Genomic DNA, 25,336 nt, shown 5'->3' with positions numbered 1-25,336 from the left:
CGAATACGGATTTTTCTAAGGGGGTGAGATGTTTGGTTGATGTATTATCGCAGAACGAGATCGATGCGCTGCTTGCTGCGTTATCGTCGGGCGAAATGGACGCCGAGGAACTGAAAAAGGAAGAGACGCAGAAGAAGATCCGCTCTTATGATTTTAAAAGAGCCGTGAGATTCTCCAAAGATCATATTCGGAGCTTGACCCGGATTCATGAAAACTTTGCCCGTTATCTCACCACCTACTTTTCAGCTCAGCTGCGCACGTTCGTGCAAATCAACGTCGTTCAGGTAGAGCAGCTTCCTTATGACGAATTTATTCGCTCCATTCCGAAAATGACGATTCTGAACATTTTTGAAGCGGAGCCGCTCGAAGGAAGAATGGTGCTGGAGGTGCATCCCAACGTCGCTTTTGCCATGCTGGACCGGCTATTGGGCGGCCTCGGAGCAGCACCTTCGAAAATCGGAGCGCTAACGGAGATCGAAACGATCATCATGGAGCGAATATTCAGCCGGGCCTTCGAGAGCTTGCAGGAAGCCTGGAAAACCATTGTGGATATTAATCCGCGGATGGAGGGGCTGGAGACCAATCCTCAGTTTATGCAAATCGTATCGCCGAACGAAACGATCGCTTTGATTTCGCTAAGCACGAAAATCGGGGATACGTCAGGGATGATTAACTTATGTATTCCGCATGTCGTTATCGAACCGATCATGCCGAAGCTTTCGGTTCACCACTGGTTCGTCTCCCAGAAGAAATCGCGCGCGCCGGAAGAGGTCGATGCGCTGCGTAATCGGGTGAACAAAGCCAAGCTGCCGATCATTGCGGAGCTGGGTGAATCGCAGATCACCATTCGCGAATTCCTGGGATTGTCCGTCGGTGACGTGATCTCGTTAAACAAACCCGTTCAGGATGGGCTGCAAATCCGAATTGGCGATAAGTTGAAATATATCGGTAGTCCCGGAACGGTGAAGGACAGGATCGCTGTCCAAATCGATGAAATTGTCAGCGAAGGAGTTGAAGAACTTGACGAGCAATGATTACTTGTCCCAGGAAGAGATAGACGCTCTGCTAAAACAAGCCAATCAGGATACGGCTCAAGAGCCGACCATAAACGATGTACTGACGCCTTTGGAGCAGGATGCTCTGGGGGAAATCGGGAACATAACGTTTGGCAGCGCGGCTACGGCGCTATCCACGTTGTTGAACAAAAAGGTAGACATTACGACGCCGAAGGTCTCCGTCATAACTCGGGCCCAATTTGAAGCCGAATTTCCGAAACCGCATGTGGCGATCTACGTCGAGTATGTGGACGGCTTTGAAGGGATGAACTCTTTGGTCATTAAGACGAGGGACGCCCAGGTTATTGCAGACCTCATGCTTGGCGGGGAAGGGAATCCCGCTGAAGAAGAGTTGAACGAGATTCACATTAGTGCCGTACAAGAAGCCATGAACCAAATGATGGGATCATCGGCCACGTCGATGTCTACTATTTTTAACCGGTTCGTTAATATCTCGCCGCCCGGCATCGATATCCTGAATATGACCGACGGCCATGGCCTCGGCAGCTTGCCGGAAGCGGATCCGCTCATCAAGATCTCATTCCGTCTAACGATCGGAGATTTGATCGACTCCACGATTATGCAGCTGCTAACGGTCAAGTTTGCGAAGGAGATGGTCGATAGCCTGATCAGCGGCTCTACTTCGGAAACGAATACGGGCGCCAAGGAAAGCGCCGCGGCAGCCGCGCCACCGGCGCCGCAGCCTGCTGCACCTGCCCCGCAGGCACCGGTTTATCAGCAGCCACCTGCACCGTCCCAACCGATGCAGCAGCCGCCGATGCAAGATGGGTATGGATACGGGCAACCGGCACCTTATGGATATCCGCCTCAAGGCCAGCCTTACGGCGAACCGCATCATTATGGAACAATGCCAGGACGCAACTTAAATGTACAGCCTGTACAGTTCGCTAATCTGGGCAATCCATCCTTCGGTCATGTGGACGAAAATAATTTAAACTTACTGATGGACATACCCCTTAAAGTCACCGTAGAATTAGGAAGGACCCAGCGGCAAATCAAAGATATCCTGGAACTCTCTCAAGGTTCCATTATCGAGCTGGACAAGCTCGCCGGTGAGCCCGTGGATATCCTGGTGAACAACAAACTGATCGCCAAAGGCGAGGTGGTCGTCATTGACGAAAACTTCGGGGTACGCGTCACGGATATCGTAAGCCAGTGGGACCGCATTCAAAAATTACAATAGTAGAAGTTTAGGGAGGATTTTATATCAATGGCTAACCGAATTCTTATCGTAGACGACGCAGCATTTATGAGAATGATGATCCGGGATATTTTGACGAAAAACGGGTTTGAAGTCGTGGGTGAGGCGCAGGACGGCGCGCAAGCCATCGAGAAATTCAAAGAGCTGCATCCGGATCTGATCACGATGGATATTACGATGCCGGAAATGGACGGCATCGCGGCGTTGAAAGAGATCAAGAAGCTGGACCCGAACGCGAAAGTCATTATGTGCTCCGCGATGGGACAACAAGCGATGGTTATCGATGCGATTCAAGCCGGCGCGAAGGACTTTATCGTGAAGCCTTTCCAATCCGACCGGGTTATCGAAGCGATCAACAAAACGCTTGGGGTGTAAGCTAAGCGATGAATAATCCGCAGGAGTCTCCCCCGTTTAATTCTGGGGATGTCAACCTTTGGGGGAACTTGTTTACCGTCATCGTAGTTCTTGGCCTGATCATTGCTTTAATCGTCTTACTGATCCGTTTCCTTGGCAAAAGGAACCGGTATTTGTCCCAGAGTCGCGCGATCCGTACTTTGGGAGCCATTGGCCTCGGACCGAACAAATCCCTGCAAGTGATTGAACTCGGGGGGAGCATCTATCTTGTGGGCGTCGGCGAGGATATTTCCCTTGTGGACAAAATATCCGGCCCGGACGAGGTAGCTTCGCTGGTGCAAGCCTTCGAAGGAGAAGGATCGGAATTTGCCGGATTGTCGTCGACCTTGTCCGGCTTGATCTCCCGGTTTCGCAAAGAACCACCTCGAGAGGAAGAAGAGCTTGACGGAGTAGCTTTCCATGAGGTGTTCCAATCGCAGCTGCGGAAAATGCCGGACCGAAAACGGCAAATGGAGGAACTATTGCAGGATCCGGAAGAACAATCTACAGATCGGTCGAGGGATTCATGAAGAGAAAATTGATAATTGTCGGCTTGCTGCTGACGATATGGAGCATACTCGCGGTCTCCGTAGCATCGGCCGAACCCGTTGACCCGATTCCGAGCATCGACATTCAAATCGGTAATTCGGACTCGGGCGGGGCGTCTGGAACCAGTTCGTTATCGATCATCTTGTTAATTACGGTACTTAGTATCGCGCCGGCGATTTTGGTGCTGATGACAAGCTTTACCCGAATCGTCGTGGTTTTGGGGTTTGTCCGCAGTTCCTTGGGAACGCAGCAAATGCCCCCGAATCAGGTGCTGATCGGACTTGCCTTGTTCTTAACGCTATTCGTCATGAGCCCAACGCTTTCCACGATTAATGAGGTAGCGGTTCAGCCTTATATCAAAGGGGAAATCACCCAATCCGAAGCGTTGGATAAAGCGGCGGTTCCCATGAAGAAATTCATGTACTCGCATACGAGAACCAAAGACCTACAACTGTTCATGGGTTATACCAAAATGGAAAAACCCAAGAGCTATGAGGACATTCCTCTATTGGTCATGGTACCCGCTTTTGCCATTAGCGAACTCAAGACGGCATTTCAAATGGGCTTTATGATTTTCATACCGTTTCTGATTATCGATATCGTCGTATCCAGCGTGCTCATGGCGATGGGGATGATGATGCTGCCGCCGGTCATGATATCGCTGCCGTTCAAAATCCTGCTGTTCGTGCTGGTGGATGGTTGGTATTTAATCGTCAAATCATTGTTGGTTAGCTTTAATACCTAAGAATAATGGGATAGGTCCAGGTTCAGGGAAGGAGAAAGCGGTTAATGAGTTCGGAATTTATTATCGGTTTGGCCGGACAAGTCGTTTATACCGTGTTGAAGGTCAGCGCGCCGATGCTGTTAATCGGTCTCGCGGTGGGGCTCTTGGTGAGTATTTTTCAAGCGACGACCCAAATTCAGGAGCAGACGCTTGCCTTCGTTCCCAAAATCGTTGCTGTTTTGGTCGCTCTGCTGTTGTTTGGTCCTTGGATTTTGACGACGCTGGTGGACTTTACCTATGGAATTCTAAATAACCTATCTAGTTATATCGGTTAGGTTGCCGATATTATGGATACTTTATTGCACGGAATTTCTGCTTTTATGCTTATTTTTTGTCGAATGACAGCCTTTTTTGTAGTTTCACCGATATTTTCATCTCGAACGGTGCCGACTACGTTTAAGGTGGGTTTCTCCGGCATCATTGCGGTCGTCATTCTGTTGACGATTGGTCCGAATCAAGCGATACCCAACGATTTGGGATACGTGCTGTTTATTTTGCGCGAGGTACTGGTTGGTCTGCTGATGGGGTATGTCGCGAATCTGATTTTTTCCGTCATACAAATGGCCGGCTCGTTCATCGACATTCAAATCGGCTTCGGGATCGCCAACGTGATCGATCCCATGACCGGAGCAGCGGCGCCGGTTCTAGGCAACCTGAAATATATCATCGCGACGTTGATGTTCCTTAGCATGAACGGACATCACTATTTGCTGGATGCGGTCATTCGAAGCTATAACTGGATCCCGTTGTCTAATGATTTATTCCAAAAGATTTACAATGGGGATCTGGCCGAATTTCTGCTTCAGACCTTCAGCCAAGCGTTTTTGCTGGCGTTCCAGATGTCGGCCCCGCTTGTGGTCGCCCTGTTCGTCACCGACGTGGCGCTTGGGTTTTTGGCTCGAACGGCTCCGCAATTCAACATTTTCGTTATCGGGATTCCGGTAAAGATTATCGTGGGTTTACTGGTACTTCTGGTGCTCGTGCCTGGCTTTATCGTTGCGTTTCAATCTTTGTTCGAGGTGTTGTTCCGTGCGCTGCATGATCTGCTCGGTACGATCGGACAAAGGCCGAAGTAGGATGGGGGATCGCTATGTCATATCGGTATTCGCTTGATCTGCAGCTGTTCGCCGGCGAAAAGACGGAAAAAGCGACTCCGAAGAAACGTCAGGACGCCCGCAAAAAAGGTCAAGTGGCCAAAAGCCAGGAATTGACCGGGGCCTTGTTATTGATGGCCGGTTTTTTATGTCTGACCGCGTTCGGAGGATATATCAAGGAACGGTTGGTCAGTTTGTTCGTCGACGTGTTTTATCATCGGTTAACGATGGACGTGACGCAAACAAACGTGATGACGATGATGGGAGACTATGCGGTTCAGGTGTTATTGCTGCTCGCTCCGATCTTCTTGGTCGTAGTCGTGGTGGCTGTCGTTGCCAATTATGCGCAGATCGGTTTCCTGTTTATCGGAGAGCCGCTCAAGATGAAGTTCAGCAAGTTGGATCCGATCAAAGGTTTTAAGAACATTTTTTCGATGCGGTCGCTGGTTGAATTTCTGAAAACCCTCTTTAAATTGCTGATCATCGGATACCTCGTTTACTCGACGATTTGGGGGTATCGCGGAAGCTTATCCGCCCTGGGGCATTTATCGGTGGATGATACGTTTCATTTTACCGCCCAACTGACGATGAACTTGGGGATCAAAATTGCCGCAGCCTTGATCGTGCTCGCGGCCCTGGATTATATGTATCAGCGATATGAACATGAGAAGAACCTGAAGATGTCCAAGCAAGACATCAAAGATGAATACAAGAAAATGGAAGGCGATCCGATCATTAAAGGGAAAATTCGGGAACGTCAACGGCGGATGGCTCTGCAACGGATGATGCAAGAAGTGCCGAAAGCCGACGTTATTATTACCAACCCTACCCATTTCGCGGTCGCTCTGAAGTACGACGGATCTAAAATGGATGCTCCGCAAGTCATCGCCAAAGGGCAAGACTACGTGGCGCTCCGCATTAAGGAAATCGCTAAGGAACATGGCGTAATTACCATGGAAAACAAGCCGCTGGCACGGGCGCTGTTTCAACGAACCGAAATCGGGGATACGATCCCCGCGGATTTGTTCCAAGCCGTCGCTGAAGTGCTGGCTTACGTATACCGAATCAAAGGCAGAGCCAAATCATAATGGGATCGGAGGGGAACAGACGTGAAGAAATTTAAGGACTTATTTATTCTTGTTGGCATAATCGGCATCGTCTTGCTGATGATCGTTCCGATCCCGACTTGGCTGCTGGATATTTTGCTGATTATCAATATTTCGCTTGCGCTGATCATTTTGCTCGTTGCGATGAACACCCGGGAAGCGCTGCAGTTTTCCATCTTTCCGGCGATGCTGCTCATCACGACCTTATTCCGCTTGGCGCTAAATGTTTCGACCACCAAGCTAATTCTGGGACAGGCCAAAGCCGGCCACGTGGTGGCCACCTTCGGTTCATGGGTTTCTCACGGGGAACCCGTTGTCGGTTTTGTCGTCTTCCTGATTCTCGTGGTCGTTCAGTTTATCGTCATTACCAAAGGCTCGGAACGCGTGGCCGAGGTTGCTGCCCGGTTTACGCTGGACGCGATGCCGGGGAAACAAATGAGTATCGACGCTGACCTGAACGCCGGACTGATTAACGAGCAGCAGGCGCGAGAGCGCCGCAGCAAGATTGAACGGGAAGCCGATTTTTACGGTGCCATGGATGGTGCGAGTAAATTCGTAAAAGGAGATGCCATCGCGAGCATCATCATCCTCCTGATCAACCTGATCGGGGGCTTTATCATCGGGATGACGATCCACGGCATGCCGTTTGCGGATGCCCTTTCGACCTACTCGCTCCTGACGATCGGGGACGGCTTGGTCAGCCAGATCCCGGCGCTGTTGATTTCCACGGCAGCCGGTCTGATCGTCACTCGCGCCTCCTCGGAAGGAAACCTGGCGGATGATATTACGGGGCAGCTGTTTACGTATCCGAAGCTGCTATTCGTGGTAGCCGGGACCATCGTCCTGCTCGGTACGTTTACACCGATCGGGATTTGGACGACGTACCCGTTCGCCGGGTTATTGATTTTCGCTGCCTTTAAGATGCAGAAAAATATGGACCGCCGGCAAATCGAGCAGGAACAACAGGAAGAAGAGCAGCAAATCGAAGAGGTACGCAGCCCCGAGAGTGTCATCAACCTGCTTCAGGTGGATCCGATCGAATTCGAATTCGGATACGGCCTCATTCCGCTGGCCGATACCGGCCAAGGCGGCGATTTGCTGGACCGGATCATCATGATCAGGCGTCAATGCGCGCTTGAATTAGGCCTGGTTGTTCCGGTCATTCGCATTCGCGACAATATTCAACTAAAACCGAACGAATATGTCATCAAAATAAAAGGAAATGTCGTAGGCGGCGGTGAATTATTACTTAATCACTATTTGGCCATGAGTCCCGGGATGGATGACGATACGATTACGGGTATCGAGACCCGCGAACCTGCGTTTGGTCTGCCGGCCCTTTGGATCGACGAAGCGACCAAGGACCGAGCGGAATTGTCCGGGTATACGGTGGTCGATCCGCCATCCGTGGTGGCAACGCACTTGACGGAATTGATCAAGAAGCACGCGCATGAGCTGCTTGGCCGTCAAGAGACCAAAGCCCTGGTCGACAACCTCAAGGAAAACTACGCGGTTCTTGTCGACGAGTTGATCCCGTCGGTCTTATCGATTGGTGATGTGCAGAAGGTCCTGGCTAAACTGCTGAGGGAGAAAATCTCGATACGCGATATGGTGTCGATATTCGAGACGTTGGCGGATTACGGAACCTACACCAAGGATCCCGACGTGTTGACCGAATACGTTAGACAGGCGTTATCCCGGCAAATCACGCAGCAATTTACCCAACCGGGCGAAACGATGCGTGTGATTACCGTTGGACCTACCCTGGAGAAGAAAATCGCTGAGAGCGTACAGCAGACGGAACAGGGAAGTTATCTGGCGCTGGATCCGGCTTCAACGCAAACCGTATTCCAGAAACTGACGGAGCAAATTAACCGTTTGGTGCAAACGGGCCATCAGCCGATCCTGCTCACCTCGCCGACGATCCGCATGTATTTGCGGCAAGTCATCGAGCGCAGCATGCAGGATATTCCGGTATTATCCTACAGCGAACTGGAACCAAATGTTGAAATCCAAAGTGTCGGGGTGGTGAATTTATGAGAGTCAAAAGGTATATCGTCGACACAATGCCTGACGCCATGTTGAAGATCCGCAGCGAGCTGGGGGCGGACGCGGTCATCTTAAGTACGAAAGAGATGAAGGTTGGCGGTTTTCTCGGGATGTTCCAGAAGAAGAAGATCGAGGTGATCGCCGCTACGGAGGGGAATGCGGCGCCTGCGCCAAAGGCGAAAACGGCCATGCCGGCGATTCCGGCAAAGCCGCCGGCTCCCGCGCCGGTCGCCCGCCAAACCGTGCCGGAAGCCTACCGCAAGACATCGCAGTTGACCCAGCAGGCTGCGTCTCCGCAGGTTGCGGCCAGTTCCTCCGTTTTGACGGCGGTGGGTTTGCAAGAGAGGGAGGAACCGATCATCACCCCGATTCCTCCCGCAGCAAAGCCGCAAGCCCCCGGGCCGGAGCTGCGACAGACCTCGGCCGAAACGGCGCTGAACTCAGCGTCGGCCCGCTTAGAGGCGGCGATCCAAAGCGCTGCCGCTCTGGAACACACCTCGGCACCTATGCCTGAGAGCCCCATCTCCGCGAAGGAAGAGCGTTTGCTGGAAGAGATTCGGCAAATGAAGATGTGGATGGGCCAGTTGGCCAAAAAGCAAGGCGACGGCCGTGAAATGCCGCCAAGCCTGCAAGCCTTCCAACAGCAGCTAATGAACCAAGAGGTGAGCCCGGAGCTTGCCGAGACCTGGGTTGATGAAATTTATGAAGCTTGGGTCAGTTCCGGTAAGTCTTTAAGCGATGAGGCTTTGGGAACTCAATTTCGCACCCTTGTCGGCGGATTCCTGAATGACAAGATCGGTAAGGGGATAGGCGAACACACGAGAATCGTGTACATCGCCGGGCCTACCGGCGTCGGGAAAACGACGACCATCGCCAAACTGGCCGCCGACCAAATATTCCGGTTGCACAAGAAGGTCGGATTCATCACCGCCGACACCTACCGGATCTCGGCGATTGAACAGCTGCGCACTTACGCTTCCATCTTGAACGTTCCTCTTGAGATCGTGCAGTCGCCCGGCGATGTGCAGCGGGCCATGCAGCGGTTGGAACACTGCGATCTGATCCTGATGGATACCGCAGGGAGGAACTATTTGAACGAGCTGTTCGTGGCGGAGCTGCATAGCCTGCTTGCCCCGTCGGATGTCAGCGAGACCTATCTGGTCTTAAGCTTGACCTCCAAAACACAGGACATGAAACGGATCACCGAGCATTTTAGCAAATACAACTTGGATAAGGTGATTTTTACGAAACTGGATGAAACGGAAACGATAGGCACGATTTATAACCTGCTCAACGAGTATCCCCTGAAGGTGTCATTCCTGACCAACGGTCAAAATGTTCCGGACGACCTGCTGCAGGCGGATGGAGAGTTGCTGGTCGATCTTCTGCTGGGAGCACGCAAGCTATGAGCGACCAGGCCCAAGCACTCAGACAACTGGTGTCGTCACAGGGGGGCTCGGCAGAGCCGAAGGTTCGCAAGGGATCGGCACGGATCTTGACCATCAGCAGCGGCAAGGGTGGCGTAGGCAAATCCAACTTCACGCTGAATTTCGCCTTAGCCCTAAAGTCCTTGGGACGTAAGGTACTGCTCTTCGACGCCGATATCGGCATGGCAAATATCGACGTGCTGATGGGCGTCAGGCCGAGATATAACTTGTACCACTTGCTGAAAGGAGAAAAGGATATCACCGAAATCGTGGAGCTGGGCTCGCATGCTTTACCGTTTATTGCGGGGGGCTCGGGGCTTGCAGATCTGTTCTCGTTATCCGAAGGCGATTTGAATTATTTCACGTCGCAGATCGAGATGATCTCGGAGGAGATGGATTTCATTCTCTTCGATACCGGTGCCGGCTTATCCAAAGAGACGCTCAAATTCATTACCGCCGCGGACGAGTGCCTGGTCGTCACGACGCCGGAGCCGACCTCCATCACGGATGCGTATGCTTTGATCAAGGTCGTGCACGGCATGGAGGCGGACGTGCCGTTCCGGTTGGTCATTAACCGGGTCACCGGGGAGCATGAGGCCAAACAGGTGGCTGACAAAATTTCGCTGGTCGCCGGCCGTTTCCTCGACATGGATATCCCAACGCTGGGATATCTCAGCGATGATACGCATGTGATGCAGGCGGTCAAGAAGCAGGTTCCTTTCTCCATCGCTTTCCCCGGTTGCTCGGCAGCGCGCGACATTCAACGTTTGGCTTTGGCTTACCTGGATGTGCCGCAAACCAAGCCGAGGGATACTTTATCGGGAATCAAAGGGTTTATGCATAAATGGTTAAAGCTAGCAAAATGATTCTTCGTGAAGGAACAGGAGTGGAACGTGATGCCTTATCGAGTGATGGTGGTAGACGATTCGGCGTTTATGCGTAAGATCATCTCGGATCTCATCGAACAAGAAGTGGCTTTTGAGGTCCAGGCGACGGCCAAAAACGGGCGAGAAGCGATCGAGCAAATCGCGCGGATTCGGCCGGACTTGGTGACCATGGACGTGGAAATGCCGGAAATGAACGGCCTGGATGCGCTCAAGGTCATCATGAAGGAACATCCGCTGCCGGTGATCATGCTGTCCGGCATCAACGAGCAGGGCATGCGGGAGACGATCATGGCGCTGGAGCTTGGCGCCTTCGACTTCATCCGCAAGCCGTCGGCGACCACGAGCTCGCATGACATCGAGCAGGTCGGACGCGAGCTGCGCGAGCAGATTCACGCCGCGATGCAAGCGAAGGAGCGGCGTGACGCTTGGACGGCAGCGCAGCCGAGCGCGCCGGTGCCGCCTGCGGCCGGCAAGCCGCCGCAAGCGGGCGCTGGCAAGCCGAGGCCGCCGGCGCAAGGCACGGCGGCTTCCAGCCCTGGCGGCGCCGCGTCTCCGGCGCCGCCTGCCGGGCAGGCGCTTGCCGGCGGCACCGCCGCTGCGCGCCAGCCGCTTGCGGGCTCGCCTCGTCCAGCGACGAGGCCGCCCGCAGCGAACCCGGCCGCGCCAAGCGCCGGCCGGGAGGCCCCGGGCCGGCGCCCGGCGAAGGCGCCGGCGGAGCGCGCGCGGCCGACGGCGCGGCCCGCGCAAACGCCGGGCAGCGGGGCGCAAGCCGCCCCGCCGGCCCGGCCGGCACCGCCGCCGCAGGAGTCGGCGGCGGAAGTGGCCGCCGCCCGTGAAACGGCGGGCGGCGCTGCTGCCAGAGGGCGGCCTTCGCTCGGCCGCTCTCTGGCGGGGTTCACCGATCTCGTTGCGATCGGTACCTCCACAGGAGGCCCCAAGGCGCTGAAAGCGGTCTTGGAGAAAATACCGGGCGACTTCCCGGCACCGATCGTCATCGTGCAGCATATGCCGCCGAACTTCACCAAGTCGCTCGCTCAACGACTGAACAGCTTGTGCGAATTAAACGTCGTTGAGGCGGAAGAAAACCAGGAATTGCAGAGTGGTACGGCATACATTGCTCCGGGAGGTTTCCATATGAACGTCGTGCCTAGTCCTGCAGGCGGTTACCGCGTACATTTGACGAAAACGGAACCCTGCAACGGACATCGACCTTCGGTGGACGTCTTGTACGAATCGCTGCTCCCGCTGCAAGCGCTGAAACGTCATATCGTACTGCTGACGGGGATGGGCAGCGATGGGGCGAAAGTCATGAAGCGGCTGTATGACGCTGGCGTGACTTCCACCATTGCCGAGAGCGAAGAGACGTGCGTCGTATTCGGAATGCCGCGCTCGGCAATCGAACTGAAATGCGTCAGCCATGTATTACCGCTATACGAAATTGGCCCCAAGCTTGTACAAGAGGTAGCTAAAAAAGTCAGCTATTGATCGCTGCCTGACTTTTTTGGCTAACCACTGAAATGGAGAGTTCAAAAAGAGAAGCCTTTTTGAAACGACTCTCTTGCTGTAAATTACGGAATCTCTTGGAGGAGGTGCCTCACCATGGACATGAATCAGTATTTATCCATGTTTATCGATGAGTCGAACGATCATTTGCAATCATTAAACGAAAAAATGCTGGAGCTGGAAAGCAACCCTGACGATATCAGCATCGTTCAGGTGATTTTCCGGTCGGCCCACACGCTGAAAGGCATGGCGGCGACGATGGGGTTCGAGGATTTGTCTTCGCTTACGCACCAGATGGAAAACGTGCTGGACCTGGTCCGGAACGAAAAACTGAAAATGCAGGACTTTATTTTCGACACCCTGTTCAAGAGCCTGGATGCCTTGCAAATGATGGTGCAGGACATCACCCAGGGCGGCGAAGGCAAAGCGGACGTCAGCGAGATCGTCGCTTCGCTGCAGTCGATCGTTCGCGGGGACTTCGCGGGAGGCGGAAGCTCGGCGGCTAGCAAGTCGGCAGCAACCGGGGCAGCTGCTTCCGGCACGTCGGCCATCCAGTTGGATCAATATCAATTCTCCGTATTGGAACAGTCCATTACGGAAGGACATAAAGTGATGTACATCGATGTAGCGATCCGGGAGGATTGCCAATTGAAAGCGGCACGCGCTTACCTCGTCTTCGACCTCCTGGAAAGATACGGGGAAATCGTAAAATCTTCGCCATCCGTACAAGACATCGAACAAGAAAAATTTGAACGCAGCTTCTCGCTTTATTACATAACCCAAAAAGAGGCTGACGAGATCCAAAGCATGATCCTGAATCTGTCGGAAATCGACTCGGCTCAGGTTGCGGCGCTGGACCATGAAACACTCGCGCAGCTCACTTCCGGGGTGAAGGAGACGGCTGCTGCTGCCGAAGCTGTAGCGCCTGCTCCTGCTCCAAGCGAAGCGGCACCCGCCAAACCGGCTGCAGCCGCCGAAGCCAAGAACAACGCCCGCCCTGCTGGGGGAACCTCCGCTCCTTCCCGGACGATCCGGGTCGATATCGACCGCTTGGACGTGCTGATGAATCTGCTCAGCGAGCTGTTGATTGACCGCGCCCGCTTGGAACAGCTGGCCGAAGAAGTCAAACGCAGCGATTTAACCGAAACGGTCGAGCATATGAGCCGCGTCGGCAGCGATTTGCAGAACATCGTGCTGAAGCTCCGCATGGTGCCGGTCGATACCGTGTTCAACCGCTTCCCGCGGATGGTTCGCGACTTGGCGAAATCGCTCGACAAGAAAATCGACCTGAACATCGTTGGCGCGGAAACGGAACTGGACCGCACGGTCATCGACGAAATCGGCGATCCGCTAGTGCATCTGCTTCGGAATGCGGTGGACCACGGGGTGGAATCCACGGCCGAACGGATTGCCGCAGGCAAACCGGAAACCGGAACCGTTCAGCTTCGCGCTTTCCATAGCGGCAACCACGTGTTTATCGAAATCGAGGATGACGGACACGGCATCGACCGCAGCAAGGTCTTGCAAAAAGCGATCAAAAACGGCGTCGTGAAAGAAAGCGAAGCCGCCGCCATGTCGGACGAGCAAGTATTCATGTTGCTGTTCGCTCCGGGCTTTAGTACCGCGGAAGTCATCTCCGACATTTCCGGACGCGGCGTAGGACTTGACGTCGTCAGATCCAAAATCGAATCCTTGAGCGGGGTCGTATCCGTCGAGTCGAAACTGGGTTCCGGGACGAAGTTTTCGGTTCAACTCCCGCTGACCTTGTCGATCATTTCCGCGATGTTGATCAAGGTCGGAACAGAGAAATATGCGATTCCATTGTCCTCGATCGTCGAAACCGGCTTAATCCGGCGCGAACAGGTTCGGGAAGTGCACGGCTATACGATGGTCGCATACCGCGATACGCATATTCCTTTGATGTCGCTCGCCAAGCTGTTTGACATTCCCGGCTTCTCGGAAAACGACGAGGAGGAAACGGAAATCGTCGTGATCCGCAAAGGAGATCGGTTAGCCGCATTAACGGTGGAAGATTTCATCGGCCAAAGCGAGATCGTCATTAAGAATCTGGGCAAGTATCTGCCCTCGGTGCAAGGGGTTGCCGGTGCAACGATTTTGGGCGACGGCCAAGTCGCACTCATCATCGATCCGAATGCTTTCATTAAATAAGGCCAGTTTTACACTCTAAGGAGGGTTTCCACATGGGAGAGGAATTAAAAGTCATCGTATTTAAATTGGGTCATGAGGAATACGGCATCGACGTGGACAAAGTCCAAACGATTGAGCGCATGATGCCGATTACCCGCGTTCCCAAAACGTATGCGTTCGTCAAAGGGGTCATCAATTTGCGCGGCGTGGTCATTCCGGTCATCGATCTGCGCGGTCGCTTTGGGCTGCCGGAAGCCGAATACACCGATCAAACCCGGATCATCATCGTCGCGGCAAACGAGATGGAAGTCGGATTCATCGTGGACTCCGCCAACGACGTTATCGATCTGAATACCGATTTGATCGACTCGCCGCCGGACGTGGTTGGAGGCGTTAAGGCCAAATATCTCCACGGGGTAGCCCGCATTTCCGAGGAACGCTTGCTGGTGATGCTGAATCTGTCCGAAGTGTTAAGCCGGAAGGAAATCATTCAATTGGAAAGCTTAGAGGGCTAAAACGTGGATTTGTTCAAAGGGTTTGAGGAATTCAAAATGGACATTTTAAAGGAAGTGGGCAATATCGGAGCGGGCAACGCCGCTACCGCGCTGTCCAAGCTGCTGGACAAGCCGATCGATATGGCCGTTCCCAAGGTCCAGATGCTTCCGTTCGAGGCGATTGCGGATCGCGTCGGCGGTGCGGAGAACCTGGTGCTGGCGGTGTTCTTCCGCGTTGAAGGAGATGCGCCGGGCAATCTGTTCTTCATCCTGAGCCCAGAGGCAGCGAAGAAGCTGCTGCATCGTTTGGCCGGCATCACCGTGGATAATGAAGAAACCTTCTCGGAAATGGAATGGTCGGCGTTATCGGAAATCGGAAATATTTTGGCCGGGTCGTATTTATCGTCGTTGGCCGATTTCACTTCCCTGTCGATGTCGCCTACCGTTCCTGCGCTGGCGCTTGATATGGCGGGTGCGATCTTGAGTTACGGACTCCTGCAGTTTGGTGAAATGGGGGATTCCGCCCTGCTGATCGATACGACTTTTATTGAAGGTCATCACGAGGTGGAAGGACAGTTCTTCCTCATTCCTGATCCGGACTCTTTCGCCAAAATCTTTGCAGCGCTTGGGGTACCCATTGATCATGATCGATGAGCAGTATATCGTCAAGGTAGGCATGGCCGAGTTGAATGTCATTACTCAGCAGGGATTGATACGAACAACTGGCCTAGGCTCCTGTGTAGGGCTGACATTATTTGACCCGCAACTCAAAGTAGCCGGTCTTGCACATGTGATGCTGCCTTCCTCGGATATCGCCCGGGAAGGGGCTTTGAATATCGCCAAGTATGCGGATACCGCTATTCCGGAACTGTACCGGAAGATGCTGGAGCTTGGTGCGGCTCCTGGCCGCCTGGTCGCCAAAATGGCCGGCGGTTCACAGATGTTTACCTTTGCCAGCAGCGGCGACTCGATGCGAATCGGTCCGCGAAATGTAGAATCTTGCAAGCAACAGCTGTCCGAGCTTAGCATCCCTTTGCTCGCGGAAGATACGGGCGGCAATTATGGCCGAACCATCGAATTGGACAGCATGACGGGAATCTTATATGTGCGAAGTGTACAAATGGGAATAAAGGAATTGTAGCCATGCCAGGAAAATTGAGATATTACTTGTTGTCGGGCTTGATCGGTTTTCTGATTACGTTTGCCGTTTCGGCGGGGAACAATTTGTTCATGACCAGCTTTATCCGAGGTCTCATTTCATTTGCCGTCTGGTTCCTGCTTGCGTTTGCGGCAGGCTGGGTGCTTGGGTTTCTGAAGGAAATGCCGAGCGATTTCGTCTCCGCGGGGGAGACAGTCCCGGCTGCCGAAGGAGGCAAGGGCGGCAATCTTGACCTGATGACGCCGGATGAAAGCGAGCAACTGGGCGATCTGTTAAAGCCTGCTCCGGCCGCTTCGGATGTGGAGATGCAATTTGCGCCACTGAATCCGCCTAAATTAGTAAAGACACCTGACGACAAAGATCCTGAAGAGCTGGTTAAGGTCGTTCGTCACCTGACAGAACAATAAGGAGGGTGAAGGCAATTGAACGAACGGAAGACATCCACTCTGAATCATGCCGACCTTTGGGAAAGTTGGAAAGAGCACGGCGATTTGGAGGCCAAGAAACAACTTATCGAGAAGTATCTGTCCATTGTCGACTACGTTTCAGGACGTCTCGCCGTCGGCTTGCCCAAAAACGTATCTAAGGACGATCTCGCCAGCAATGGGGTCATGGGATTAATCGATGCGGTCGAAAAGTTTGATTACAAACGGGGACTTCAATTCGAGACCTATGCATCCTGGCGGGTTCGGGGAGCTATTTTGGACGGCCTGCGGCAAGGGGACTGGGTTCCCCGATCCGTGAGAGAGAAAGCCAAGAAAATCGAAGAGGGATACCAGCATTTGGAGCAGCAATATCTCCGCTCTGTCACAGATTCCGAGATGAGTTCCTATTTAAATATCAGCGAGAAGGAATTTCAAAGCATGCTCCAAGATGTTGCCGTCATGACGCTTTGTTCCCTGGAGGATCCGATTCGCGAAGAGGAATCGGAGACTCGTCTTACTTTACTCGTTGACGAAAAAGCAAAAAACCCGGATTATAAAGTCAGGGAGTTTTATTTGCGCGATTCTCTTGCCAAAGGAATCGAGAAGCTGACCGAGAAAGAGCGTACGGTCGTCTCCCTGTTGTATTACGAGGATTTATCCTTGAGCGAAATCGCCGAGGTCATGTCTTTGTCGCCCTCGCGGATTTCGCAGCTACATTCCAAGGCGATATTGCGCCTTCGCGGCAGCTTGGAGAAGCAACGTGATCTGTTGATGCGTGAAGACTGACGGGTTATTTTAAGCGAGTGTATGATGGAGGGAGGAACGGCTTCGTGGAGCTTCTGGATGATTTAAAGCAGATCCTTAGTGTAACGCTGAACGACGATAAGACGGTGGCCTATCTGCAGTTTTTGAAGAAGGAAGACGATTTTGCCTGTACGGTGGATGCGCTGCTTCAATTCCTGAAAAGCGAAGGCTTGAAATACGGGATTCAGGAAGATATCGTAAAGCGTTTCGCGGCGAATCCCAAAGAGTACTTTTTCAGCAAGACGCCGATTGCCATGGGACTGGAACCGATTCACGGGGAAAACGGGTTTATCCGCCATGCGATTTCCCTTGACGATGACAATCAGCATCGGCCCGTTGAATCCGAGGACGGAAAGGTTGATTTAAAGGATGTCACGCGGTTAAACAATATCCGCAAAGGACAACTGATCGCGGAACTCGTGCCTCCTGTTCCAGGACGCCCCGGCACAGCGGTGACCGGCGAACCGATCCCTTGCCGCGAAGGCAAAGAAGCGCGGTTCAAAATCGGAAAGAACGTCGTGTTGAACCCCGAACAGACCGCGATGTATGCCGCCATCGACGGCCTGGTGACGCGGACGGATAAAGGAAAGCTGAACGTGTTCCCGATCTATGAAATTAACGGGGACGTGGATTACAGTATCGGGAATATCGATTTCGTAGGAACGGTCGTTGTCCGCGGGAATGTGCTGACAGGGTTTCGAATCAGCGCTGCCGGGGACATTCGCGTCGTTGGCGGGGTCGAAGGGGCTGAGTTGATTGCCGAAGGGTCCGTCGAAATTACCGGAGGTATTATTGGATACAACAAAGGTCTGATTAAAGCGGGACACAACATCAAAAGCTCGTTTATCCAGGACGGCAATGTTCAGGCGGGCGAAGACGTCATCGTCTCGCAGAGCATCATGCACTCCAATATTCGTGCCGGACGCGACGTCATCTGCAGCGGCGCCAAAGGTTTGATCGTCGGGGGGAACATCCAGGCGGGCGAGAAAGTGGTTGCAAGGATTATCGGCAACCCGATGTCGACAACGACCTCGATCGAAGTAGGGGCCTTGCCGGAGCTTCGGAACGAGTTGCAAGAACTGCGCCAACAGGTCAAGGATCAGCTTGCTAACTTGGACAAAACGGAGAAGGCGCTTACTTTGCTGGATCAGCTCGCTTCCATGGGCAAATTGACTCCTGATAAGGTGGAGATGCGGTCGAAGCTCAATATGACCAAGAAATCCAACATGCAGGAACTCAACCTGATGAAGGAACGCATGCTGACGATAGAAAAGGCGCTCGAGGATACCGGCAAAGCGCGGGTCGACGTCCTTAAAATGATTTACGGCGGATCCAAAATCGTCATCGGGAGATATACCAAGTACATTAAGGAGCCCATTTCGCGAATGTCCTTTTATTTTAGCGAAGGGGATATTTCCATGTCGGCTTACATCTAGGAAAGGCACTCATAGGAACGATATTCGAATTATCCATTCTCTTCGTTTTAAATGAGGTGATCCCATGAATATGAAATCCGTGGAAATGCAAATCGCGGTCCCACGGACCAGCGAGGCGGGACGTGTTCAGCATGATCAGCAGCATCGACCTATTCTCGACCAAAGTCTGTTATCGGTTCAAGCCTTAAAGGACAGCGAGATAGAGCGTCGGCGTAGTGCCGGCGTGGATGAGAGCGCCCATAATACGACCGTAAGGCGGGAAGGAAATGGTTCTTTCGCGCGGGAACAGGAACATGGCCGTTCCGGCGACAATCCGGACGAGCAGGCACAGGAGCATAGGGCCGAACATCCCTATAAAGGCCGCCACATCGACTTGTCTTTATAGAAGAGAACACATCAACGCAAAAGGTGAGGATTACATTGTCATTTGGAGAGCCTTGGTTTTACATCGTATTGCTTGGGGCAGCGGCACTCGTCTATGCCCTGCTGCTCCCGGGCCGTCAAGCCGCGTCGGCGCCCAAAGCGGATATGACCGCAGAGCTGGAGGCCACCTTGGAGCAATATATGGCGGAGATCGAAAACGAAAACCAAGAACTGATCGATATGGTCGCGCAGATGAAGCAGGATTTCGTCGCCAAGCAGTTGGCTCAGCAGGAGCAAATCGCCGAGCTGCGCCGGCGTTTGGGCGATGCGGAAGCTTCCGCTAAGCAATGCGAAACGCGACTCGTTCTCCTGGAAGGTGCCAGCGTAGAGAAGCAAGCCGGCGTTGCTTCCGTAGGGCAGGGGGCTGCGTCCCAAACTTTCATGCCACCAGATGACGCTGCGGCTGCCGCGGAGTCCGAACCCCAAATTCTAGGCCAACCGTCGTCCTTGCCGGAGGAACCGGAGCCGCCGCAAGAGCAGGTTCGGGATCGATATCCTGAACTGTTCGAGCTTTATGGCAAAGGGAAATCCATTGACATGATCGCCAAAACGATGGGTCTTCAACGCGGCGAGGTCCAGCTGATCCTGCAGTTGGCCAAGAAGGAGGAGTCCCGATGATGAAGAACCGCCAATTTATGCTGGGATTGGGGTGCGGACTCATCGCCGGAGCATTGCTCCTCCAGTTAATGCTGATCGGTCAAGGCGGCAACAAAGAGCTCTATACGAAGGAGCAGATTGAACGTGCCGCCGTGCTGGCGGGCTTAAAGGTCGTGGAGGCGGATCAGGAACTGTTGACGGAAGAGGAATGGCTGGAGCGGTCCGGCCAAGCCGAGAATCCCCCTGCCGACGAGGCGGGGAACAGCACGAAATCTCCAGATGCCCCAGAACAGCCAAATGCGCCGACGGTCCCTGAAACCCCGGCCAATCCGGGGACGGACGATGGACAAGCGGTACCTGGCGCTAAAGCCGGCGATACGAAGGGGCCGGCCAATCCGGATTCGCCTCAGCCGGCGACGGTGGAATACAAGATCGTCGGCGGCACGACGTTGGAAGGCGTCGCTCAAGGCTTGGAGCAGGCGGGGGTTATTGCGGACAAGAGCGCGTTCTTGAAGACGGCCGTATCCAAGAAGATCAACTACAAGGTTCGGGCGGGGACGTATACTTTTGAAGCGGGTGAGGATTTCGATTCGATCATTTCTAAAATCTCGCCCAAAGCTTCCGAGACCGAATAGGAAATGCATGAAAAGGCACCCGGGGTGCCTTTTTCTTATGCCGTCAATTTACGTCAAACTTCGGTTGCATCCCTTTTTTACTTATGGTATAGTAATTGACGGTGTTATAACGCACGTAGGTTGATTTCGCCAAGGGTGCTCGCTTTTACGATAAAGGGAGTCTTGGTGGGAAATGAAACCTGCGGAGGAAGCATCAAAAAAACCAAACTTAGGAGGTGCGTGAAGATGGCAGTAATCTCCATGAAACAACTGCTTGAAGCAGGCGTTCACTTCGGTCACCAGACTCGTCGCTGGAACCCGAAAATGGATCGTTATATCTTCACCGAAAGAAACGGTATTTACATCATTGACCTGCAAAAGACGGTCAAGAAAGTGGAAGAAGCTTATAACTTCGTTAAGAGCGTTGCCGAAGAGAACGGAACCATTCTGTTCGTAGGTACGAAGAAACAAGCTCAAGACTCCGTGAAAGAGGAAGCAGAACGCGCGGGTCAATTCTACATTAACCAACGTTGGCTCGGCGGTACGCTGACCAACTTCCAAACGATTCAAAAACGGATCGACCGTTTGAAGCAATTGGAAACTTGGGAAGAAGACGGCACGTTCACCGTATTGCCGAAGAAAGAAGTCATCATTCTTCGCAAAGAGAAAGAACGTCTCGAGAAATTCCTGGGCGGGATCAAGAACATGAAGGGCTTGCCTAGCGCCCTGTTCGTCATCGATCCTCGCAAAGAACGCATCGCGGTTGCCGAAGCTCGCAAATTGGGTATCCCGATTGTAGGCATCGTCGACACGAACTGCGATCCGGACGAAATCGACTACGTCATTCCGGGTAACGACGACGCCATCCGCGCCGTGAAACTGTTGACTGGCAAAATGGCGGATGCCGTAATCGAAGCTCACCAAGGCGAGCAAACGACGGCTTAATGGCTTTGGCCATACGCTAAATCGATAAATTAAATGAAAAGGGTGGTTGGTAGGTGTCAAACCTCTCACTACCCTTTTTTTAAAGTGAAGAAGACGGTATAAAATCGGCTGGTCATTACGATGTTATTACATATGCGAGTGGTTTTATACCTTTAAGAATTGAAGGGGCATACCCTATATATCGATATGGAGGGAATTAAACATGGCTGTTGATGCAAAATCGGTCAAGGAACTACGTGAAAAAACTGGCGCGGGGATGCTGGATTGCAAAAAAGCGCTGGAAGAAGCAAACGGCGATATGACGAAAGCGATTGAGTTTTTGCGTGAAAAAGGTCTGGCTGCCGCTGCGAATAAAGCGGGCCGTATCGCTACGGAAGGCGTTGTTGAATCTTATATCCACGCAGGAGGCCGTATCGGCGTTCTGGTTGAGATCAACAGTGAAACGGACTTCGTAGCCAAAAACGAACAGTTCAAAGAATTTGCTCGCGACGTTGCGATGCATATCGCGGCGATGAGCCCTCGCTACGTTCGTCGGGAAGAAGTTCCGCAAGAGGAAATCGAGAAAGAGAAAGAAATCCTGAAAGCTCAAGCCCTGAACGAAGGCAAGCCGGAGAAAATCGTCGAGAAAATGGTCGAAGGCCGCATCGGCAAATACTATGAAGAGTTCTGTTTGCTGGAACAAGCATTCGTTAAAGACCCGGACAAAACGATTGAGCAACTGCTGAAAGAAAAAATCAGCACCATCGGCGAAAACATCTCCATCCGTCGTTTCGTTCGTTACGAACTTGGCGAAGGTCTGGAGAAAAAAGTCGACAACTTCGTAGAAGAAGTTATGTCCCAAGTCAACAAATAAGCAGACCATCTCACATACATGTGAAGGAAAGTTGGAACACGCCGTGTTCCTTCTTTTTTAACCCGCGAATGAGTTCGATGTGGAGGTATACATTTGGAACAGCCAGTGTTTAAACGTGTTGTCTTAAAGGTCAGCGGGGAGTCGCTAGCCGGTCAAAACGGTTACGGCATCGATGCCGAAACGATTACATCCATCGCCGAGCAGGTGAAGGAAGTGGTGGAGCTGGGCGTGCAGGTGGCCATCGTATGCGGCGGCGGCAACATCTGGCGCGGGATTGCCGGCAGTGCCAAAGGCATCGATCGCGCCACCGCGGACTATATGGGGATGCTCGCCACGGTGATGAATTCTCTGGCTTTGCAGGATGCGCTCGAGCAAATCGAGGTGCCTACCCGGGTGCAAACCTCGATTGCGATGCAGCAAATCGCCGAACCGTACATCCGGCGCCGGGCGATCCGCCATTTGGAGAAAGGCCGGGTCGTGATTTTTGCGGCGGGCACGGGCAATCCGTTCTTTTCCACGGACACGACGGCTGCGCTGCGTGCGGCTGAAATCGAGGCGGAAGTGATCCTCATGGCGAAGAATAAAGTGGATGGCGTATACTCCGCAGATCCGTTTGTTGATCCGAACGCGGTGAAGTATGAATCCCTCACGTATTTGGAAGTGCTGAACAAGAACCTGGGGGTCATGGATTCCACGGCGTCCTCGCTGTGCATGGACAATGATATCCCGTTGATCGTTTTTGCCATTACGGAACAAGGGAACATTAAGCGCGTCGTTCTCGGTGAGAAAATCGGAACGATCGTCAAAGGGAGTGTAGATTAATGCCGCAAACGATTAAGAAACATGCCGAAGAACGCATGGACAAAGCGATTCAGGCCTTGAAAAGAGATCTATCGACGCTTCGCGCCGGAAGAGCTACGCCTTCGCTGCTTGATCGCATTCAGGTTGATTATTACGGTTCGCCAACCCCAATCAACCAGTTGGCCAATATCAACACGCCGGATTCCCGGACGTTGATGATCCAACCTTGGGACAAATCGTCGCTATCGGAAATCGAGCGGGCGATCCAAAAATCGGATCTAGGTTTAACCCCCGCGAACGACGGTACGTCCATTCGCTTGTCCATTCCGGCCTTGACCGAGGAACGCCGTGTCGAGCTCGTGAAGATGACGAAGAAATTCGGCGAAGAGGCGAAAGTCGCGATCCGCAATATCCGCCGCGATGCGAACGACGACATCAAGAAGCTGGAGAAGACCGATATTTCTGAGGACGAGTCGCGCCGGCACCAGGAAGACATTCAGAAAACGACGGATAAGTTTATCGCGGAAGTGGATAAGGTCCTCGCTGCGAAAGAAAAAGAGATCATGGAAGTCTAAGAGACAAAAAGCGGCCCCTCCTATTACGGTGGGGTTTTGTCTCTTTTTCATCATCGGCTGGAGGAAAAGGAATGATCAAGCTATTTCAACCCTGGCGGAAAAAGAAGAAATCTGGGACATCCGTCAGCCTGTCCCCGGACAATATCCCGAAACATGTCGCCATTATCATGGACGGCAACGGAAGATGGGCGCGCAGGCTCGGTTTGCCGCGAATCGTCGGCCATCGATCGGGGATGAAAGCCGTAAAGCGGGCCACGATTGCGGCGGACGAACTGGGCATTTCCATTTTGACGCTGTACGCTTTCTCGACGGAGAACTGGAAGCGGCCGAAGGATGAAGTCGATTATCTGATGTCGCTGCCGCAGGAGTTTCTGGCGATTGAACTGGATGAGTTGGTTGAGAAGAACGTCCAGGTCCGGATGATGGGGTATACGGATGAACTGCCCAAGCATACGATTGCCGCAATGGAGGAAGCGATTGAGCGGACGAAACACAACACGGGCTTGATCTTGAATTTTGCCTTGAATTACGGCAGCCGCCGCGAGATTACGGAAAGCGTGAAAGATATCGCCAGGGCCGTTCAGTCTGGCGAGCTGTCGGTGGAAGACATTACGTCGGACACGTTCGAATCCAGGCTACTATCCGCCGGGTTGCCTGAACCTGATTTGCTGATCCGTACGAGCGGTGAATTGCGGTTAAGTAATTTTATGCTCTGGCAAACGGCTTATAGTGAACTGTGGTTCACGGATATCCTCTGGCCGGATTTCAGCAAGGAACATTTGGTTGAAGCGGTGGGGGAATATCAGCGCCGCACGCGGCGATACGGCGGATTAACCTAGCGATGGAAGGTGTAGACTGGTGAAACAGCGGTTGATTACGGGCATCATCGCCGGCGGCTTTTTCCTCGGAATGTGCTGGTTGGGCGGAACCCTCTATCATGTACTCATTTTGCTTATGGCTCTGATCGGATATTACGAATTTGTGCGAATGACCCGTATTCCGGCGTTCCAAGGACCTGCTCTTTTGGGTTTCTTAGGCGTGGTCTATTTAGCGTTTCCGTGGCGCCTGCTCGATATCGCCAGACCGCTCGGCGATTCCGCAGTGTTGTGGTTGTTCATGCTGCTCTTTTTAGCCGTAACCGTGATCAGCAAAAACGAGATGCCGATCGGCCAAGTCGCTATGTTGTACCTGGGCATGGTTTACGTTGGCATCGGATTTGCGGCCATCGCGGAAACGCGCAATACGCCTGACGGTCATGGCCTGTTCTGGACGTTTCTGATGCTAGCGGCGATATGGAGCAGCGATGCGGGCGCCTATTTCACCGGCCGTCGCTTCGGCAAACATAAGCTGTGGCCTGCGATCAGCCCGAACAAAACCGTGGAAGGGGCGCTGGGCGGCGTCTTGCTGGCCGTGATCGTTGCCGTCATCTTCGCCTTTGCTTCCGGCGGATTGCTCACGGTCGGACGAGCCGTGTTGCTGGGAATTTCCGCCGCAGTGCTCGGTCAATTTGGCGACCTGATCCAATCGGCGTACAAACGCGTCTACGGCATCAAGGATTCGGGCAAGCTGCTGCCCGGCCATGGCGGGATTTTGGATCGGTGCGATAGTTGGATCGCGGTGTTCCCGTTCATACATATCCTAACCCTCCTTCCTTAATAAGGTGGATTTAAAATCGGCTTCCCAGCACGAAGCTGTGTCGAAGGTGCGGATTCGACGTCGAATCTTGAATTCAGCCGGGCCTTCCGCTGCTCACGTAGCCTCCAGCTACGCTGCGCTGCTCAGTCCCTAGCCTCATCCAACCTTCTTGGTGCTAAAAACCCGATTTTAAATCTTTTATTGAAAAGGTGGATTTAAAATCGGCTTCCCAGCACGAGGCTGTGTCGAAGGTGCGGATTCGGGCGTCGAATCTTGAATTCAGCCGGGCCTTCCGCTGCTCACGTAGCCTCCAGCTACGCTGCGCTGCTCAGTCCCTAGCTTCATCCAACCTTCTTGG

28 protein-coding genes are annotated in these 25,336 nt (G+C 53.1%); all 28 read left to right on the top strand.

What is annotated here, in order from left to right; genetic code table 11:
- Positions 1 to 32 precede the first annotated feature (32 nt).
- Positions 33 to 1,034 carry a flagellar motor switch protein FliM gene (gene fliM, locus MJ257_RS10640; RefSeq protein WP_240269231.1) on the top strand — a complete coding sequence of 334 codons (1,002 nt, stop codon included), beginning with the start codon at positions 33 to 35 and terminating at the stop codon, positions 1,032 to 1,034.
- Positions 1,021 to 2,259 (top strand): flagellar motor switch phosphatase FliY, encoded by a 1,239-nt coding sequence (gene fliY / locus MJ257_RS10635; protein WP_240269259.1) that lies wholly within the window; start codon positions 1,021 to 1,023, stop codon positions 2,257 to 2,259. The genes fliM and fliY overlap by 14 nt, the downstream gene beginning before the upstream one ends.
- Positions 2,260 to 2,286: 27 nt before the next feature.
- Positions 2,287 to 2,652, top strand: a complete 366-nt coding sequence (locus tag MJ257_RS10630) for a response regulator (protein ID WP_009223016.1) — start codon at positions 2,287 to 2,289, stop codon at positions 2,650 to 2,652.
- A gap of 8 nt (positions 2,653 to 2,660) precedes the next feature.
- Complete coding sequence (locus MJ257_RS10625; protein ID WP_240269230.1) at positions 2,661 to 3,200, top strand: flagellar biosynthetic protein FliO; 540 nt, start codon at positions 2,661 to 2,663, stop codon at positions 3,198 to 3,200.
- Positions 3,197 to 3,964 carry a flagellar type III secretion system pore protein FliP gene (gene fliP, locus MJ257_RS10620; protein WP_240269229.1) on the top strand — a complete coding sequence of 256 codons (768 nt, stop codon included), beginning with the start codon at positions 3,197 to 3,199 and terminating at the stop codon, positions 3,962 to 3,964. Before MJ257_RS10625 ends, fliP begins: the two co-directional genes overlap by 4 nt.
- Before the next feature lie 44 nt (positions 3,965 to 4,008).
- Positions 4,009 to 4,278: a flagellar biosynthesis protein FliQ gene (gene fliQ, locus MJ257_RS10615; protein ID WP_240269228.1), complete on the top strand. Its 270-nt coding sequence runs from the start codon at positions 4,009 to 4,011 to the stop codon at positions 4,276 to 4,278.
- A 12-nt stretch (positions 4,279 to 4,290) separates the two neighbouring features.
- Entirely contained in the window at positions 4,291 to 5,079 is a 789-nt protein-coding gene (fliR, locus tag MJ257_RS10610) for a flagellar biosynthetic protein FliR (RefSeq protein WP_240269227.1), read from the top strand.
- 14 nt (positions 5,080 to 5,093) lie between these two features.
- Positions 5,094 to 6,185: a flagellar biosynthesis protein FlhB gene (flhB, locus tag MJ257_RS10605; RefSeq protein WP_240269226.1), complete on the top strand. Its 1,092-nt coding sequence runs from the start codon at positions 5,094 to 5,096 to the stop codon at positions 6,183 to 6,185.
- A gap of 21 nt (positions 6,186 to 6,206) precedes the next feature.
- Entirely contained in the window at positions 6,207 to 8,243 is a 2,037-nt protein-coding gene (gene flhA, locus MJ257_RS10600) for a flagellar biosynthesis protein FlhA (RefSeq protein WP_270407240.1), read from the top strand.
- Positions 8,240 to 9,661, top strand: coding sequence for a flagellar biosynthesis GTPase FlhF (gene flhF / locus MJ257_RS10595; protein WP_240269225.1), 1,422 nt, complete (start codon positions 8,240 to 8,242; stop codon positions 9,659 to 9,661). The genes flhA and flhF overlap by 4 nt, the downstream gene beginning before the upstream one ends.
- Positions 9,658 to 10,545: a MinD/ParA family protein gene (locus MJ257_RS10590; RefSeq protein ID WP_240269224.1), complete on the top strand. Its 888-nt coding sequence runs from the start codon at positions 9,658 to 9,660 to the stop codon at positions 10,543 to 10,545. Before flhF ends, MJ257_RS10590 begins: the two co-directional genes overlap by 4 nt.
- A 27-nt stretch (positions 10,546 to 10,572) precedes the next feature.
- Positions 10,573 to 12,051, top strand: a complete 1,479-nt coding sequence (locus MJ257_RS10585; RefSeq protein ID WP_240269257.1) for a protein-glutamate methylesterase/protein-glutamine glutaminase — start codon at positions 10,573 to 10,575, stop codon at positions 12,049 to 12,051.
- A 114-nt stretch (positions 12,052 to 12,165) separates the two neighbouring features.
- Entirely contained in the window at positions 12,166 to 14,238 is a 2,073-nt protein-coding gene (locus MJ257_RS10580; RefSeq protein ID WP_240269223.1) for a chemotaxis protein CheA, read from the top strand.
- A gap of 32 nt (positions 14,239 to 14,270) precedes the next feature.
- Complete coding sequence (locus MJ257_RS10575; protein ID WP_240269222.1) at positions 14,271 to 14,732, top strand: chemotaxis protein CheW; 462 nt, start codon at positions 14,271 to 14,273, stop codon at positions 14,730 to 14,732.
- Positions 14,733 to 14,768: 36 nt separating this feature from the next.
- Positions 14,769 to 15,365: a chemotaxis protein CheC gene (locus MJ257_RS10570; RefSeq protein ID WP_275693777.1), complete on the top strand. Its 597-nt coding sequence runs from the start codon at positions 14,769 to 14,771 to the stop codon at positions 15,363 to 15,365.
- Positions 15,355 to 15,852, top strand: coding sequence for a chemotaxis protein CheD (locus MJ257_RS10565; protein ID WP_240269220.1), 498 nt, complete (start codon positions 15,355 to 15,357; stop codon positions 15,850 to 15,852). Before MJ257_RS10570 ends, MJ257_RS10565 begins: the two co-directional genes overlap by 11 nt.
- 2 nt (positions 15,853 to 15,854) lie before the next feature.
- Positions 15,855 to 16,277 (top strand): hypothetical protein, encoded by a 423-nt coding sequence (locus tag MJ257_RS10560; protein ID WP_240269219.1) that lies wholly within the window; start codon positions 15,855 to 15,857, stop codon positions 16,275 to 16,277.
- Positions 16,278 to 16,292: 15 nt separating this feature from the next.
- Positions 16,293 to 17,081, top strand: a complete 789-nt coding sequence (locus MJ257_RS10555; protein ID WP_240269218.1) for a FliA/WhiG family RNA polymerase sigma factor — start codon at positions 16,293 to 16,295, stop codon at positions 17,079 to 17,081.
- Between the two features lie 44 nt (positions 17,082 to 17,125).
- Complete coding sequence (locus MJ257_RS10550; RefSeq protein WP_240269217.1) at positions 17,126 to 18,535, top strand: FapA family protein; 1,410 nt, start codon at positions 17,126 to 17,128, stop codon at positions 18,533 to 18,535.
- A gap of 64 nt (positions 18,536 to 18,599) precedes the next feature.
- Positions 18,600 to 18,920: a hypothetical protein gene (locus MJ257_RS10545; RefSeq protein ID WP_240269216.1), complete on the top strand. Its 321-nt coding sequence runs from the start codon at positions 18,600 to 18,602 to the stop codon at positions 18,918 to 18,920.
- 23 nt (positions 18,921 to 18,943) lie between these two features.
- Positions 18,944 to 19,576: a hypothetical protein gene (locus MJ257_RS10540; RefSeq protein WP_240269215.1), complete on the top strand. Its 633-nt coding sequence runs from the start codon at positions 18,944 to 18,946 to the stop codon at positions 19,574 to 19,576.
- Complete coding sequence (locus MJ257_RS10535) at positions 19,573 to 20,190, top strand: hypothetical protein (protein WP_240269214.1); 618 nt, start codon at positions 19,573 to 19,575, stop codon at positions 20,188 to 20,190. The genes MJ257_RS10540 and MJ257_RS10535 overlap by 4 nt, the downstream gene beginning before the upstream one ends.
- Before the next feature lie 225 nt (positions 20,191 to 20,415).
- Positions 20,416 to 21,114 carry a 30S ribosomal protein S2 gene (gene rpsB, locus MJ257_RS10530; RefSeq protein WP_178021846.1) on the top strand — a complete coding sequence of 233 codons (699 nt, stop codon included), beginning with the start codon at positions 20,416 to 20,418 and terminating at the stop codon, positions 21,112 to 21,114.
- 202 nt (positions 21,115 to 21,316) lie between these two features.
- On the top strand, positions 21,317 to 21,967 hold the full coding sequence (tsf, locus tag MJ257_RS10525) for a translation elongation factor Ts (RefSeq protein WP_240269213.1): 651 nt from the start codon (positions 21,317 to 21,319) through the stop codon (positions 21,965 to 21,967).
- Between the two features lie 93 nt (positions 21,968 to 22,060).
- Positions 22,061 to 22,789 carry a UMP kinase gene (gene pyrH / locus MJ257_RS10520; RefSeq protein WP_240269212.1) on the top strand — a complete coding sequence of 243 codons (729 nt, stop codon included), beginning with the start codon at positions 22,061 to 22,063 and terminating at the stop codon, positions 22,787 to 22,789.
- Positions 22,789 to 23,343 (top strand): ribosome recycling factor, encoded by a 555-nt coding sequence (gene frr, locus MJ257_RS10515; RefSeq protein WP_178021849.1) that lies wholly within the window; start codon positions 22,789 to 22,791, stop codon positions 23,341 to 23,343. The genes pyrH and frr overlap by 1 nt, the downstream gene beginning before the upstream one ends.
- A 71-nt stretch (positions 23,344 to 23,414) precedes the next feature.
- Positions 23,415 to 24,182 carry an undecaprenyl pyrophosphate synthase gene (uppS, locus tag MJ257_RS10510; RefSeq protein WP_240269211.1) on the top strand — a complete coding sequence of 256 codons (768 nt, stop codon included), beginning with the start codon at positions 23,415 to 23,417 and terminating at the stop codon, positions 24,180 to 24,182.
- Positions 24,183 to 24,201: 19 nt separating this feature from the next.
- Positions 24,202 to 24,999 carry a phosphatidate cytidylyltransferase gene (locus MJ257_RS10505; RefSeq protein ID WP_240269210.1) on the top strand — a complete coding sequence of 266 codons (798 nt, stop codon included), beginning with the start codon at positions 24,202 to 24,204 and terminating at the stop codon, positions 24,997 to 24,999.
- Positions 25,000 to 25,336 lie beyond the last annotated feature (337 nt).

Origin of the sequence: Paenibacillus timonensis (assembly GCF_022427145.1) — a bacterium.
GTDB lineage: Bacteria > Bacillota > Bacilli > Paenibacillales > Paenibacillaceae > Fontibacillus > Fontibacillus timonensis.
This window is presented reverse-complemented; position numbering and strand designations above follow the sequence as displayed.

What these genes read in the sequence shown, in the direction of transcription:
- MJ257_RS10590 (WP_240269224.1), top strand. Translation starts at nt 9,658, where the DNA reads ATGAGCGACCAGGCCCAAGCACTCAGACAACTGGTGTCGTCACAGGGG.
- MJ257_RS10625 (WP_240269230.1), top strand. Translation starts at nt 2,661, where the DNA reads ATGAATAATCCGCAGGAGTCTCCCCCGTTTAATTCTGGGGATGTCAAC.
- MJ257_RS10575 (WP_240269222.1), top strand. Translation starts at nt 14,271, where the DNA reads ATGGGAGAGGAATTAAAAGTCATCGTATTTAAATTGGGTCATGAGGAA.
- rpsB (WP_178021846.1), top strand. Translation starts at nt 20,416, where the DNA reads ATGGCAGTAATCTCCATGAAACAACTGCTTGAAGCAGGCGTTCACTTC.
- flhB (WP_240269226.1), top strand. Translation starts at nt 5,094, where the DNA reads ATGTCATATCGGTATTCGCTTGATCTGCAGCTGTTCGCCGGCGAAAAG.
- MJ257_RS10570 (WP_275693777.1), top strand. Translation starts at nt 14,769, where the DNA reads ATGGACATTTTAAAGGAAGTGGGCAATATCGGAGCGGGCAACGCCGCT.
- uppS (WP_240269211.1), top strand. Translation starts at nt 23,415, where the DNA reads ATGATCAAGCTATTTCAACCCTGGCGGAAAAAGAAGAAATCTGGGACA.
- fliP (WP_240269229.1), top strand. Translation starts at nt 3,197, where the DNA reads ATGAAGAGAAAATTGATAATTGTCGGCTTGCTGCTGACGATATGGAGC.
- MJ257_RS10545 (WP_240269216.1), top strand. Translation starts at nt 18,600, where the DNA reads ATGAATATGAAATCCGTGGAAATGCAAATCGCGGTCCCACGGACCAGC.
- MJ257_RS10565 (WP_240269220.1), top strand. Translation starts at nt 15,355, where the DNA reads ATGATCGATGAGCAGTATATCGTCAAGGTAGGCATGGCCGAGTTGAAT.
- frr (WP_178021849.1), top strand. Translation starts at nt 22,789, where the DNA reads ATGCCGCAAACGATTAAGAAACATGCCGAAGAACGCATGGACAAAGCG.
- MJ257_RS10580 (WP_240269223.1), top strand. Translation starts at nt 12,166, where the DNA reads ATGGACATGAATCAGTATTTATCCATGTTTATCGATGAGTCGAACGAT.
- flhF (WP_240269225.1), top strand. Translation starts at nt 8,240, where the DNA reads ATGAGAGTCAAAAGGTATATCGTCGACACAATGCCTGACGCCATGTTG.
- tsf (WP_240269213.1), top strand. Translation starts at nt 21,317, where the DNA reads ATGGCTGTTGATGCAAAATCGGTCAAGGAACTACGTGAAAAAACTGGC.
- MJ257_RS10535 (WP_240269214.1), top strand. Translation starts at nt 19,573, where the DNA reads ATGATGAAGAACCGCCAATTTATGCTGGGATTGGGGTGCGGACTCATC.
- MJ257_RS10630 (WP_009223016.1), top strand. Translation starts at nt 2,287, where the DNA reads ATGGCTAACCGAATTCTTATCGTAGACGACGCAGCATTTATGAGAATG.
- fliR (WP_240269227.1), top strand. Translation starts at nt 4,291, where the DNA reads ATGGATACTTTATTGCACGGAATTTCTGCTTTTATGCTTATTTTTTGT.
- fliQ (WP_240269228.1), top strand. Translation starts at nt 4,009, where the DNA reads ATGAGTTCGGAATTTATTATCGGTTTGGCCGGACAAGTCGTTTATACC.
- MJ257_RS10560 (WP_240269219.1), top strand. Translation starts at nt 15,855, where the DNA reads ATGCCAGGAAAATTGAGATATTACTTGTTGTCGGGCTTGATCGGTTTT.